At 53.3% G+C, this 13,426-nt stretch carries 13 protein-coding genes; all 13 read left to right on the top strand.

Features of this window, described 5'->3' with window-relative positions:
- The first annotated feature begins 32 nt into the window (after positions 1–32).
- On the top strand, positions 33–1,421 hold the full coding sequence (locus R3O62_RS02310; protein ID WP_005776169.1) for a toprim domain-containing protein: 1,389 nt from the start codon (positions 33–35) through the stop codon (positions 1,419–1,421).
- Complete coding sequence (locus tag R3O62_RS02305) at positions 1,418–1,915, top strand: PH domain-containing protein (protein WP_004289391.1); 498 nt, start codon at positions 1,418–1,420, stop codon at positions 1,913–1,915. The genes R3O62_RS02310 and R3O62_RS02305 overlap by 4 nt, the downstream gene beginning before the upstream one ends.
- A complete protein-coding gene (locus tag R3O62_RS02300; RefSeq protein ID WP_007478984.1) occupies positions 1,896–2,591 on the top strand; it encodes a hypothetical protein in 696 nt (231 codons plus the stop codon). The genes R3O62_RS02305 and R3O62_RS02300 overlap by 20 nt, the downstream gene beginning before the upstream one ends.
- 27 nt (positions 2,592–2,618) lie before the next feature.
- Entirely contained in the window at positions 2,619–3,302 is a 684-nt protein-coding gene (locus R3O62_RS02295; protein WP_007219811.1) for a hypothetical protein, read from the top strand.
- Between the two features lie 14 nt (positions 3,303–3,316).
- A complete protein-coding gene (locus R3O62_RS02290; protein ID WP_004289394.1) occupies positions 3,317–3,982 on the top strand; it encodes a hypothetical protein in 666 nt (221 codons plus the stop codon).
- 25 nt (positions 3,983–4,007) lie between these two features.
- Positions 4,008–4,835, top strand: a complete 828-nt coding sequence (locus tag R3O62_RS02285) for a M23 family metallopeptidase (protein ID WP_413958296.1) — start codon at positions 4,008–4,010, stop codon at positions 4,833–4,835.
- Positions 4,836–4,858: 23 nt separating this feature from the next.
- Positions 4,859–5,143, top strand: coding sequence for a hypothetical protein (locus R3O62_RS02280; protein WP_029429260.1), 285 nt, complete (start codon positions 4,859–4,861; stop codon positions 5,141–5,143).
- 15 nt (positions 5,144–5,158) lie between these two features.
- Positions 5,159–6,964 carry a hypothetical protein gene (locus tag R3O62_RS02275; protein WP_151852522.1) on the top strand — a complete coding sequence of 602 codons (1,806 nt, stop codon included), beginning with the start codon at positions 5,159–5,161 and terminating at the stop codon, positions 6,962–6,964.
- Between the two features lie 32 nt (positions 6,965–6,996).
- A complete protein-coding gene (locus tag R3O62_RS02270) occupies positions 6,997–9,330 on the top strand; it encodes a zincin-like metallopeptidase domain-containing protein (protein ID WP_004289398.1) in 2,334 nt (777 codons plus the stop codon).
- A gap of 4 nt (positions 9,331–9,334) precedes the next feature.
- Complete coding sequence (locus tag R3O62_RS02265; RefSeq protein ID WP_004289399.1) at positions 9,335–10,843, top strand: glucosaminidase domain-containing protein; 1,509 nt, start codon at positions 9,335–9,337, stop codon at positions 10,841–10,843.
- 12 nt (positions 10,844–10,855) lie between these two features.
- Positions 10,856–11,032 carry a hypothetical protein gene (locus R3O62_RS02260; RefSeq protein WP_004289400.1) on the top strand — a complete coding sequence of 59 codons (177 nt, stop codon included), beginning with the start codon at positions 10,856–10,858 and terminating at the stop codon, positions 11,030–11,032.
- An 84-nt stretch (positions 11,033–11,116) separates the two neighbouring features.
- Complete coding sequence (locus R3O62_RS02255; protein ID WP_004289401.1) at positions 11,117–11,728, top strand: OB-fold nucleic acid binding domain-containing protein; 612 nt, start codon at positions 11,117–11,119, stop codon at positions 11,726–11,728.
- A gap of 5 nt (positions 11,729–11,733) precedes the next feature.
- Positions 11,734–13,419 (top strand): zincin-like metallopeptidase domain-containing protein, encoded by a 1,686-nt coding sequence (locus R3O62_RS02250; protein WP_317472278.1) that lies wholly within the window; start codon positions 11,734–11,736, stop codon positions 13,417–13,419.
- The last annotated feature ends 7 nt before the right edge of the window (positions 13,420–13,426 follow it).

Here is a 13,426-nt window from a genome sequence, read left to right as displayed (position 1 = left end):
ACACCCCACATGAAACAACAAAAGAGAAGACAATGAATGACAAAGAACTGACACATGACGATTTTTTGCAAAGGCTCGACATCCGGGATGTACTGCTCGATGCCGGTTATCGCCAGAACCGACGCTTCGGTTTGCGTCTCTCTTCGTTTATCCGCACGGACAGTGAGGGAAAGCGTATCCGGGGCGACAAGTTCGTCATCACACAGCATGGGAAGTGCTGTTGCCAGCCACCCCGGCAGAAGGAATACAACGTCGTTTCGTTCATCAAGGAACACCCGCATCTTTTTGCAGAATACCATGAGGGCATAAATCCGGATCGGCTGGTGGAACTCGTATGCTACCGCCTTCTGCATTACCCTATTCCCGAACAGGAAACCCGCACAGGACAACCCCAGCGGGACACCCGACCGTTCGACATTGCGGACTACAACATTCAGAAGTTCGATCCGCAGGACAGGGGTACGCAGGAGAAGTTTGCACCCTATTTCGAGAAAAGGGGTATCGACCTCTGTACGCAGCAAACCTTTCACCGGGACTTCTGTCTGGCGACCCGACACAGCGAGGACGGTCAGAGGCGCACTTGCCTCGCCTTTCCGATGACGTTACCCGAAGATGCGGATAAGATCGTAGGATTCGAGAAGCGAGGACACGCCTACACGGACGGTAACTCCAGCTACGACGACATGACCGAGGGCAACCATTCGGGGGAAGGTGTATGGATTGCCAGTCCTGCCCGGACAGCTCTTTCGGAAGCCAAGCATATCTACTGGTTCGAGAGTGCCAGCGAGGCAATGGCCTACTACCAGCTTCATCAGGCGAAAAACCAAGAGCTACGAAAGGCGGTCTTCGTCTCAACGGGCGGCGAACCTACCGAGAAACAGATGCGAGGCGTGCTTGAGCTTACGATCCCGGCCCGGCAGCATATCTGTTTCGACACCGGTCGGGAGGGGTGGAAGTTTGCCCAAACCCTGCAAAAGGAAATCTGCCGCACGATACGCTCCACCATCGAGGAGACACCGGAGCGGAAACCATATCTCGATTCCATACCGGACGGCAATGATCTGGACGAAGGAGAATTTTATCTGTTGCCCAAAGGCGGCTTGCAAGAGAGCTGCATACGATTCGATGCCGAACGGGAAGAAGCCATATCAATGAGTTCGAGCAGGTTGTGTGCCCCGGAAGATGTGCAGGACCAAATAGATACCATGAGGAAGTGTTACCGTGAGTTCCGTGAGAAATTACAGGATTTTCTCGGTATCGACAAGGAGCATGATGTCGCCATTTCCCGTGAAATGCCGGACTGTCGCTATACAGGCTGGAATGAACAATTGCTGGCAGAGCAACAGCAAGAATCGGTCCGTGAAGAGTCGGTCAGAGAGGAAGAACCTGAACAAGAACGACAAACACATTTTCGCCGATGACTATGCAGCATTCCATACAAGACGAGCGGAATATCCTTCTGCGGCCGCATACCGGGCAATTCGTCATCGACGAACTGCCGCTGATGTTCGTGTGCATGGCGGGGCTGGTGTACGGCGGCATGGAAGGTCTGCCGTTGAGCAGTATGGCGAGAATCGTTTCCTTATTTCTGCTCCTCGTGTTGCTGTATCGCTTCATCTACCTGCGTCGGATACGTTACAGGGTCGGCGAAGAACAGCTTGTCAGCGAACACGGCATTTTCATACGCAGGGTGGACTACATGGAACTGTACCGTATCGTGGACTTTCAAGAACACCAGAGCCTCCTGCAACAGATTTGCGGGTTAAAGACGGTTCGCATTCTCTCGATGGACCGGAACACGCCAAGGCTCGACCTTATCGGCGTCCGATGCGGAAACGACATCGTGGCGATTATCCGTGAACGTGTGGAAATCAATAAACGAAAAAAGGGAATCTATGAGATTACGAATCATTAGTATATGGGCGGTCTTGATACTTGCCGGTCTGCTTCCGCAACTGGCCAAGGCGCAGATTGCCGCCTCAAACCCGCTGGAATGGGCGGCGTTGGCCGAGGGCAATGAATTGATTAACGGCCAGATAGACAAACAAATCAAAGGACAGACGCAGACCGCCTTGATGCAAAACAGTATCGCAGCAGAGTTCAATCGCATACACGAGTGGGAGAAACAGTACAACAGCTACCTCAAGACGGCGAGCGGCTATGCCTCGTCGCTGAAAGCCTGCACGCACCTCTATAATGACGGTGTACGGATTTTCCTCACACTGGAAAAATTGGGCAAAGCGATACGGAACAACCCGCAGGGTATCGTCGCCAGCATGAACATGAACAACCTCTATATCGAGACAGCGACGGAACTGGTCTCCGTGTTCACGCTGCTGAACGATGCCGTGGCCAAAGGCGGCACGGAAAACATGCTCACGGGGGCGGAACGGAGCAAAACCCTGTGGGCTTTGAACGACCAGCTCGCGGCATTCAGCCGGAAACTGCATCTGCTCTATTTGAGCCTGCGCTATTATACCCTGAACGACGTGTGGAACAACATAACGGCGGGTATGATAGACCGCAGCAACGGCGAAGTGGCCCGTCTGGCCATGTCCCGCTGGCGCAGGGCGGCAGCCACCGCCCGTTGAAAAAAGGACAATAAAAAACGAAGAACGATGAAGCGGATAATCTCGATATGGATTCTGTTGCTGTGCGCCGGTATCTCGAAGGTACAGGCGCAGAACGATGCGACCCTTGCGGGAATGATTCTGGTTTATACCAACAAGGCCGAGAAGGAACTGAAAAACCAAGAGAAGGTCATGCTGATGCAAACCACAGGGCATGTGTGGACAAAAGAAGAAGTGGAAGGTACGACGGACTTGCAACGGGAGTTCAACAATTACCTGAACTCGTTCCGTTCGATTGTCTGCTATGCGGCGCAGATTTACGGTTTCTACCATGAAATATCGCAGCTTACGGACAACATGGGCGACTTCACCAAACAATTGAGCAGACATTCGACGGGTGCATTGGCTGTCGCCCTCTCCACGCGGCGCAACCAGATTTACCGGGAGATGATATTGAACAGCGTGGAGATTGTGAACGACATCCGCACGGCCTGCCTGTCGGACAACAAGATGACGGAAAGGGAACGTATGGAGATCGTGTTCGGCATACGTCCGAAACTCCGGTCGATGAACCGGACGCTGCAACGGCTGACTAAAGCCGTGAAATATACCACGATGGGCGACATCTGGCGGGAAATCGACGAGGGTGCACGCCCTGTTGCGGACAAGTACGACATCGTGAAAGCCGCCCAAAGACGATGGCGGCAAAATGGAAGAAATGTTAGACCCTAAAAAAGAATAAAAATATGGGAGCTTGGGATACGATATTGAAATACGGCGGAAAGGCCATGAAAGGCATGGGCAAGGCCGCCAATGCGACGGGAAAAAGTGCCGGTCATGCGGTACTGCATCCCTCGCAGACCCTTCGGGGAGCCGGGCAGGCGGTCAAAATGGCCACTACCGGAGCTGCCGTCGGCTATGTGGGCTGGGAAAAACTGACCACCGACAAAAGTGTCGCACGGATCGTCAGTGAGGCCGTAGTCGGCAAATCCGCCACGGATGCCCTTGCAGGTACGACCGAAGACATGAAGGAACTGAAAGACAAAGCCGGAGAGACGGTCTCTGCCATAGGCGAGGCTGTGGGAGGCGCGGACTCGAAACTGAACGGGGTGTCGAACTTCCTGCGGGAAGCCTCCGGCGGTGGGTTGTTCAACATGCTCAGCGGCTTTTTGCGAAACCTCGGAGGAGGCAATGTGTCGGGGTTGAACATTGCAGGACTGATTGCGGCGGCGTACCTCGTGTTCGGACGTTCCGGCTGGCTGGGTAAAATCGCCGGTCTGTTCCTGGGCATGATGCTTATCGGCAACAATGCGGGCGTTGTCCGCACGGTTCCCTCGGAAACGGTATCGAGGACACAGACGCCGACACTCTCTCCGGAGGAACAAGCGCAAAGCGGAGGAATGAGAAGGTAGGAACACATAAAAAATATATATCACAATGAAATATACGGAAGAAATGATCCTGCACTCGGACAGCGGTTACTGTATGCCGTTCGAAGAGCCGCGGGGAAAAGACGTGGAACTGTCGCTCGGTTACGGCGAGCAGGTACACCCGACAACGGGAGAAAAGTTCTTTCATCACGGGATAGACTTCAAAGCGCGGTACTACATACTGTCGGCTGTGGCCAGTGGCATCGTGTCGGGCGTGGGAAACGACCCGGTACACGGCATTTGCCAGACAGTCCGTTACGGCGGGTACGAGGTGACATACGGTCTTCTGTCGAATGTGTTCGCACAATTCGGACAACGGGTGAAAGCCGGACAAACGGTGGCTTTGAGCGGTGAACGGCTGCATATAGAAGTCAAATTCAAGGGCGAGGAGCTGAACCCGATAGAGTTCCTGACCATGTTGTACGGCAACATCAAGGCTTTGCAGGAAACCGACGGCAACGGCCCTGCAGGTTTTTACGATGCGGAAACGGGAGTAAAAAACGACTACGAGAAGGACCAAAGGGAAATAGAAGAGCTGATGCTCCGCTTTCTGCCGCTTTACATGGAGGATTTGCAGCGGGGAGCGTACACGGTGCCCGCACATACGGAACAGTCGCTCCGCCACATCTTCACGATGGGAGCGATGAAAGAGTATTTCTACGAGCAGATGCCGAGCATAGCCAATCCCCTCGGACTGGGGCGCAAAGCCATGCCGCTTGCCTGCAAAGTTCAGAACCTGCTGATAGCGGATTTCCTGAACTACCTTGCGCGGCATGAGGTGTACCTCTCCACAATGGGCGGCGAGGTAAAAAAAAACTTCATGACGAAGCTGTAGCGGGCTGCGGACTCATCGACCCGCTGGCGGAGTTGGACATCGACATCCAGAGTTTCGACATATCGAGGATTGTCTCCGTCTATCCCGACCGCGCCGGAGTCCGCTGGTGGACGAAAGCATGGTTCAACAACAGGGAAGAAGGGGAAGCCTCGGTGGAAATCGAACGGGAACAGGCGGTACGCTTCATTCAAGACCGTATCGAAAAAGATGCATGGCTCGAAGAGTTTTTCCCCAAGCAAATGGAAGTGTACCACAACGCCATCGAACAAACGAAGGAACAACTGCTGAAACAGATAAACATGATATAGAAAGATATTGATTATATGGACGAAATCAAACATAGCAGGAGGTTTGCGGAAATAGAGACCCTCATGGGCAGTTATTTCCGCCATCATCTCGTCCCCGTCATGACGCAGACGCAAACCTACCTGACCGAGAAGCAGGGCGAGGAAATGAAGGAGTATTCGACTTCCATAAGCGGCATACTCGGCATGATGGCGTCGGCGGGCCAACCGCTCTCCGACCCGTACCAAACACTCAAGGTAACGGGAGAATGGAACTCCAAAACGACAGAGGACTACATCGAGATGTGCAATAAACGGATTCTCTCGTCGGAAGAAATACAGCACGATCTCGCCTACATGGCCGGAGAGTGGCGCGATACCGTCGTGCAGGAAGTCGGACGCGAGCGTTACGACGAACTGTCGCAGGAATTGGGCTGTGACCTCGCCTACGCTTTCGTGGACTACCGCGTGGAGCAACTGATGATAGACCATCTGGTGAAGGAACGTATGCCCAAGTCCTCGGCGGACTACATCATCCGCAAAGCGGCTGAATCAAGCCTGTTGGGGTTGCCTCAGGCGTTGAGCCGCTCGCCGCTGGCCGAAGAGATAGAGAAACGCGGAGAGGCCGCCTATCGTCCGAGCAAGTTGGAAAAAGGAGCAGGTTGGGTGTTGGGGGCTTCAGCCGATACCGTCATGCTGGGCGGTGCAGGTTCGTGGGCGAGCTTCGCACGGTTCATCGGAGCGGATACAGCCATCTCGGCCGTTGCCGATCACTTCGGGGCAGAAGAGACACAGACGCTCTCTGCAGAGGAGTGTATCAGCAAGGGTGTGTTCGGCAGCGAAAGCAATGTGTTCGAGGGATTCCGTAAGGAAGCAGCGGCGATTCCACCCAAAGAGAACACACTCTTGGCCGAAGCCAACGGAGAGTTACAGAAAAAGATACCGATTATAACATTCGATTTTATGGATTGGTGGAAAACAGACAGTATAAATATGCCGTGGCGGGAAGAAACTGCCGGGGAAGAACGGAAGCGGGCGGAACGGTATAAAGATGTGCCGATGGTGGTCGCTCCCGGACAGGAGGAAGCCTATCTGCAAGACTTGGAAAGAGGGAATACCGAAACGGAACAAGCCGGTCAGGAATCCGAACAGAGGGAAAAAGAGGCGAAAGAAGTGCAGGTTTCCACAGTCTCCACCGAGAAAACGATACGGGAAGAGCCGTCCAGGCAAGAACCGCAGACCATACAGACCAACGAGAACGGTTGGGATGGACTGACCCGTTTCCTCGGACTGGAAGGTTTCAGCGAAGTCATGAGTAATCCGGGCAGTGTGTTGGCCATGCTGCCAGACATGCTATTGGGTATATTCACAGGCAAGACGCAATCACTGGGACTGAAAGAAAACCTGCTGCCGATAGCGAGTATCGTGGCGGGCATATTCGTCAAGAATCCGATGCTAAAGATGTTGCTTATCGGCTTGGGTGGTGCGAACCTGCTGAACAAGGCGGGGCACGAGGCACTGGGAAAAGAAAGGACGGAGAGAAACGGAAATGTGGCCACGACCGACAAAAAGGTGCAGTACAGACGCTATCCCGATGAGCCGCTCAATCCACGTATTGTGAATCCGGTACTGCAAGGCAATACCCTTATTGCCACGATAGACCACGTGCCCTGCACGGTGCAGCTTAATTCCACGGTGGCGGACGCCTACCGTGCCGGTGCCTTGCCGCTGAACACGCTGGCCAATGCCGTGCTCGTCCAAAGCGACCGACTTCGCCAGATGGCTTCGCAGAACTATGACAACGGACAACAGGAGACCATCGTGCGGACACGGGGCATTCAGTAATATCATTTCGTAACCGACAAAAATTTTGGAATATGAAAGAGAAATCGCAGATAGAAAAGAATGCCGAGGAGCGACAGATAGAGTTGCTCTCCACGGCTTTGAACGAAGCATCGAACGCTGGAGGCCACTGGCTCAACGCCGCTGGCAAAGGTTTTCCAAAATTCTACCCGCGCGGTGTCGCCGTCAGCCCGTTCAACGGGTTGTTTATGGCATTGCATTCGGACCGGAACGGGTGCAAGACCAACCTGTTTACCCTTTACAGCGATGCCAAGGCTCGCGGCACATCTGTCCGTGAGCACGAGCAGGGAGTCCCGTTCCTGTTCTATAACTGGAATAAGTACGTCCATCGCAACAATCCGGAGGACATCATCAGCCGAGACGCCTATCTGAAACTGGACGAGGAGGTGCAGAAACAGTACAAGGGCATACATAACCGGGAGATCCGCACACTTTTCAATATCGACCAAACGACACTGCCTTACGTGGATAAGGAGGAATACGATATGGTATTGCTGAAAGACGGCAGTGCCGTGGAACGGGGATATTCCGAGGCCGACGAACGGCGATTGCATATCCGTTTCAACGACTTCCTGCTGAAAATGCGGGACAATCTCGTGCCCGTGCGTTCGGACGGAAGCGGAATGCCCCATTACGAGACAGACCGCGATGCGGTCTATATGCCGCGCCAACGGGATTTCGGACACTACAACGATTATGTACAGGAGGCACTGCGGCAAATCGTAAGTGCCACGGGACACCAGCAACGGCTGGCCCGTGAAGGCATGGTGATGAAAAACGGTATGGGTCCCTCGGAAGATGCCCTCAAACAGGAACGGCTAATCGTGGAGGTGGCTTCGGGAATCAAAATGCTGGAATTGGGACTGCCCGCCCGTCTGTCCGACAAAAGCCTTGAACTGGTGGACTACTGGAACCGGGAACTCAAGGAGAACCCCAACCTGGTGGACGCCCTCGAAAGCGACGTGAACAACGCCCTCGAAGTAATCCATAAGGCAGAACGGGGCGAGAAAATCGAATATGCCACGATGCGCAACCGCCGGCAGACCTCGGACATGCAGGAGCAGTTACCCAAGCATTTCTATGTAGCTGACGAGATCCGGAAACACCCGAACAAGGAGGACAAGACCATTGTCATTGTCATCGACCCGTCCTCGAAATCGGCGGATGTGATACTCCCTGCCGGTGCGTCGCCGGAAGTGGACAATGAAGTGCCGGGCATGAACAAGGCCCGTATCGGCAGGGCTTTGCGAAGGGAAGGGATCGAAAACGTGCGTTTCTTCAATCCTGACGGCGCATGGGGGTATAGGCCCGATGATACTTATTTCGCCCAAAAACAGGTGTCACTGGCCCGGCTGAAGAACTGGGCGCTGGAGATGCTCTCCACATTGGACGTAACGCCTGCGGTCAAACGGGCGGACGAAATCGGCTTCGACCAAGTACAGATGATTCAGGACGACAAGAACCGCTGGGCACTGTATCTGAAGCCCGAACATCAGAGCGGGTACAGTATCTATCCCGACAAGGACGACCTGAACCGCTTCTTCTCCACCCTCAAACAGTCGATGGACAATATCGAAAATGTACGCATGGAGCTGGCGCACAAGTATTATGCGCTGGCGGAAACACAACCCGACCTGAAAGTGGACCTGTTCAGCAGCGGGGCGCAGGACATTGACCTGAACCGGATTCAGCGGGTGTCCGTGTTCAAGACCAAACAAGAAGGGACTCTGTGCGTGGCGACCATTGACGGAAAGAAATTACAACCCCGAAGCGTCACCCGGCAACAATGGCAACGCATGTGGGTGGCGGAGGACCGTGCCAAATACAAATGCCATCTGGCGGCCACGCTTTTCGCCGACGTACTGCGCAAAGGACAGACGCAGGAAGAGAGTGCCGGAAAGAAACAAGGAGAAGAGGATACCCAGCAGCAGGATAAAGACAAGAATCCTAAACAAACCGCCGGGGAAGCCCAGAAAGCCGGTTCATCCCTAAAAGAGTTGTCCATAAAAGATATGCCGGAACAACTGTATGGCAAGTATGAGCAAATCAAAGAAGAACAACCGGAAGCGGTCGTCCTTTTCAAACATGGGAACAACTATTATGCTTCCATGTATGATGCGGAGACCATTGCGAACGAACTGAACCTGCCTCCGAGCAAAGAACGCGTTCCGTATGATGCAAACAAAATCATATTGGTATTCGAGCATGACAATGAGGAAACAAGGCAGCAAATTCATGCGCTACGGGCATACGTGATGGATTGTGACGGTATGTCCAAGGCACAGCAAAACGGGCCTGCAGAAACAACCGACGAAGAGAACGAACAACGTCCAACCATGAGGAGGTAGAAATATGGCAAACAAGAATCAAGAATATACGGAACAATATGCAGACTATGCGATGGAACAGATGCGGCGGTACGGCATTCCGGCCTCCGTGACGCTGGCACAGGGCATACTGGAAAGTTCCAACGGACAGAGCCGTTTGGCGCAGAATGAGAACAACCACTTCGGTATCAAGGCCACGCCCGAATGGATTGCCGAGGGTGGCCGGTACAGCCTGTATTCCGATGACAAGCCGAACGAGAAGTTCTGCAGTTACGACAGTGTGGGCGATTCGTATGAGCATCACTCACGCTTCCTGAAAGAGAACAACCGCTATGCCCGTTGTTTCTCGCTCTCTCCCGACGACTACAAAGGCTGGACGCTGGGGCTCGAAAAGGCGGGCTATGCCACGGGCGGGCATTATGCCGACAGTCTGCAACGTATCATCGAGCAGAACGGGCTGCAAAAGTACGACCGTCAGGTCATGCAGGAGATGGAAGCGCAGGGAAAGCGGTTCGGTGTGGAAGAGAACCCGCTCCGGGAAGCCGGAAATGCAGTGGACTATTCGTTTCCGGTGGAACGGAAAGAGTTTCTTTTCGTCACCTCACCGTTCGGTATGCGGCAAGACACCAAGGACGGGACAAAACGAATGCACACAGGCATGGACATCCGATGTAACAACGGCGATGCAGTGCTGGCGACGGAACAAGGCGGCAAGGTCGTCGCTGTCGGAAACAAATCGCTCACGGTGGAATACCCCCGTGCGGACGGCTGCAAAATACAGTGTACCTACAAAAACCTCGGCGAGGTATTCGTGAGAACCGATGATACAGTACAGGCCGGAAATCGGCTCGGTAAATCGGGCAAGAGCGGGGAACACCTGCATTTCAGTGTCCGGCAAATTCATGCGGACGGTACGCAACGGGACGTCGATCCGGCAGCGTATCTGGCTGAAATCGCACAAAAGGGCAACATCAAACAACAAGTGTTGCATAACGGCAACGACCTGTTCGCCAAATATAAAAGTCCGGAGAATGCCAAGGAAAACCTTTCACCCGATGCATGGATGAAAAAACTGCTCTCCTCGGAGGACAGCGGCGTGGGACTGTCAGGGTGTAGCGACCCTATCGTGGAGATGGCCATGACCGCTTTTACCTCCCTGATGTTGCTGGCGACGCAAATCGACAGCAAAAACGAGGAAGAACAAAAGGCGGCCATTTCCGAGGCGATGGACCGCCGGGAAATCGACCTGACATCGCTGTTGCCCGGCATGAAAAGTTGCGACCTCGTGATCGGGGAAAACGGGCGGGCTGTCCTGCAAGCGGACAACGGAAGCGTCCAGGTATCGCGGGAACTGACCTCTGCCGAGTTAAGCCGCCTGTCGGTGACGCTTAACGACGGTTCTCTTTCGGAAGAAGCCAAACGACTGCGTGTGACTGGACTGTTGAACACGGTCATCCTCTCGGAGGCAGCCTCGCTGAATTTCGAGCAGGGAATGGCCGAGCAACGGGGACAGACGGAAATCCTGAAACGATAAAATCCGAAAGCCATGATAAAACGCGTGATGATACGGTTATGCGGGTATCTATTCGGACTATCCGTCTGCGTCCTGCACATTCTGCTCTGTTACCTGCTGCTGGGCTGGGTGACAACGCTCGTCGTCATGGGGGTGCAGTTGCTGATTGCAGCAGGATTCATCTACATAAGGATACGTGCTCCTGATTAGGGCCGCCACCAGTCTGTTCAACTTCAATTCATAGGACCCTGTTTGTCAGATGGTATATGTGTATCATTAAAAGACAAAAGCAAAATGATTAAATGTAATGTTACGGTATGCGGCACGATAGGCCGCAATGCTTCGGCGAGAACAAACAAGGAAGGAAATTCGTTTCTGTCTTTTCCGCTACGTGTCACGATTCCGGACCGAGACGGTCAAAACGAAGTTATCGAAATCAGTGTCAGCAAAGACGGCTCCCAAGAGGAGGCATCAGGTTATCGGAACGGTTCGCACGTGGAGATTACAGGAACGCTGTTTCTGAAACGCAGGGGTGACAAACTCTATTTCAACCTTTTTGCAGACCGTATCGATCCGGTTGCCTCAGACACGGCGGATTTTCTCAAAGGAGATATGGCATTTCGCGGTAAAGTGGGCAAAAATATCGAGGAACGGAAAGACAGGAACGACAAACCCTACACGATGTTCTCGGCATTCAGCATCAAGAAGGTCGATGAGAATTTCGAGTACCAGTGGGTGCGCTTCTTCTGCTTCGACAGGCAACGCGAAGAGTGGTTGCAACCGGGTGTCAAGGTAGAGGCCAAGGGCGAACTGACGGTCTCGGTACATAACGGGAAGCCGGACATCTCCTGCCGAGTGGAAGAATTGATGCAATATGTTCCCGAATCGGATAACTCCAATCAGTAGCAGTCATGGCCGGTTATAGAAAGCGAAATACAGAGGGACCGAACAGCGAGGATAAGGCGCTGGACCTCTTTGCCGAGATGATGATCGAGAAAATCGAAAGCATCCAGAAAGATTGGCACAAGCCGTGGTTTACCGAGGGTGTACTGCAATGGCCGCGTAACCTGTCGGGGCGCGAGTACAACGGTATGAACGCCCTGATGCTGCTCCTGCATTGTGAGAACGAAGGGTACAAGATTCCCCGTTTCTGTACGTTCGACTGCGTGCAGCGGCTCAACAAACCCGGTAAGGACGGACAAGAACTGCCAAGGGTATCTGTGCTGAAAGGCGAGAAATCCTTTCCCGTGATGCTGACCACATTCACCTGCATACACAAGGAGACAAAGGAAAAAATCAAGTATGACGATTACAAGAAGCTCTCCGACGAGGAGAAGGCGCAATACAACGTCTATCCCAAAATGCAGGTGTTCCGGGTGTTCAATGTCGCCCAGACCAACTTGCGGGAGGCACGACCGGAGTTGTGGGAGCAGTTGGAGGTAGAGAATGGGAAAAGGATCGAAAACGGCGAACATTTCAGTTTCGCGCCCGTCGATACGATGATTCGGGATAACCTTTGGATTTGTCCTATCAAACCGAGACATCAGGACGAAGCATACTACTCGATTACGAGAAACGAGATAATCGTGCCCGAAAAAGAACAGTTCCAGTCCGGAGAAGCCTTTTACGGAACGCTGTTTCATGAAATGGTCCACTCCACCGGCGCCGAGGGTGTTCTCGACCGCCTCCAGCCGACATCTTTCGGCTCGAAAGAGTATGCCCGCGAGGAACTGGTGGCCGAACTCGGCAGTGCACTGATCGCACAACGCTATGGCATGACCAAGCATATCAAGGAAGACAGTTGCGCATACCTCAAAGGGTGGCTCGATGAATTGAAGGAATCGCCACAGTTTATCAAGACGACGCTTCTGGACGTGAAAAGGGCTTCGTCAATCGTTACTCAAAAGGTGGATAAGATTGCACAGGAGTTGGAACAAAATGTTACTGAAGAGCAAGAGAACAAACACTCGACCAAGGAACGTATCTTTTACGCATCGGTGGCTTATCTCCAATCCACCGATGACACGACGCAACTGGACGAATTGAAGGGCAAAGGCGACTACAAGGGATTGCTGGCACTCGCCAAGGAGTATTACGACGGCAACGGTATGGACGAGCAGCATACATTCGCTTCTCCCCTCCAGAACCGGGGAGATGATCTGCTAATCGAGGATAAAGACTTTGCCGTAGTGTACAACGGAAGTGTCGGGGGCACTTACGACATCATGCTGAAGTACACGGAACAGGAGGTGCGAGACCATATCCGGCGTTACGGAACCGACCGCGCCAGCGATGATGTGAAAGAGGTGGCCAAGGATATGGCGGCGGAAGAGTTTGATGTCCTGAAACATCAGAAACTCCCGATGTTCGAGATGCCGAACGGAAAACATCTGTTCGTCTGGTATAACAGGGAAACCGACACGCTCAATGCCGGACCGTTTACCGGTACGGATATACCCGACAGACACCGCTTCGCTTACAACCATTGTCTGTCGATGGAAGCCAACCTGCAAAGCGTGAACGAGAAACTGGAGGGTATGGAAGAATACCAGGCCGAAGTGCAAGAGGAAAGCTACATCAGCGGTCTGCACCGATAACGGAAAC

It is taken from the genome of Bacteroides hominis (assembly GCF_033042785.2).
GTDB classification, from domain to species: domain Bacteria; phylum Bacteroidota; class Bacteroidia; order Bacteroidales; family Bacteroidaceae; genus Bacteroides; species Bacteroides hominis.
Note: the sequence above shows the minus strand (reverse complement) of the source record. Positions and strands in the feature narration are given on the sequence as shown.

What these genes read in the sequence shown, in the direction of transcription:
- R3O62_RS02310 (WP_005776169.1), top strand. Translation starts at nt 33, where the DNA reads ATGAATGACAAAGAACTGACACATGACGATTTTTTGCAAAGGCTCGAC.
- R3O62_RS02305 (WP_004289391.1), top strand. Translation starts at nt 1,418, where the DNA reads ATGACTATGCAGCATTCCATACAAGACGAGCGGAATATCCTTCTGCGG.
- R3O62_RS02300 (WP_007478984.1), top strand. Translation starts at nt 1,896, where the DNA reads ATGAGATTACGAATCATTAGTATATGGGCGGTCTTGATACTTGCCGGT.
- R3O62_RS02295 (WP_007219811.1), top strand. Translation starts at nt 2,619, where the DNA reads ATGAAGCGGATAATCTCGATATGGATTCTGTTGCTGTGCGCCGGTATC.
- R3O62_RS02290 (WP_004289394.1), top strand. Translation starts at nt 3,317, where the DNA reads ATGGGAGCTTGGGATACGATATTGAAATACGGCGGAAAGGCCATGAAA.
- R3O62_RS02285 (WP_413958296.1), top strand. Translation starts at nt 4,008, where the DNA reads ATGAAATATACGGAAGAAATGATCCTGCACTCGGACAGCGGTTACTGT.
- R3O62_RS02275 (WP_151852522.1), top strand. Translation starts at nt 5,159, where the DNA reads ATGGACGAAATCAAACATAGCAGGAGGTTTGCGGAAATAGAGACCCTC.
- R3O62_RS02270 (WP_004289398.1), top strand. Translation starts at nt 6,997, where the DNA reads ATGAAAGAGAAATCGCAGATAGAAAAGAATGCCGAGGAGCGACAGATA.
- R3O62_RS02265 (WP_004289399.1), top strand. Translation starts at nt 9,335, where the DNA reads ATGGCAAACAAGAATCAAGAATATACGGAACAATATGCAGACTATGCG.
- R3O62_RS02260 (WP_004289400.1), top strand. Translation starts at nt 10,856, where the DNA reads ATGATAAAACGCGTGATGATACGGTTATGCGGGTATCTATTCGGACTA.
- R3O62_RS02255 (WP_004289401.1), top strand. Translation starts at nt 11,117, where the DNA reads ATGATTAAATGTAATGTTACGGTATGCGGCACGATAGGCCGCAATGCT.
- R3O62_RS02250 (WP_317472278.1), top strand. Translation starts at nt 11,734, where the DNA reads ATGGCCGGTTATAGAAAGCGAAATACAGAGGGACCGAACAGCGAGGAT.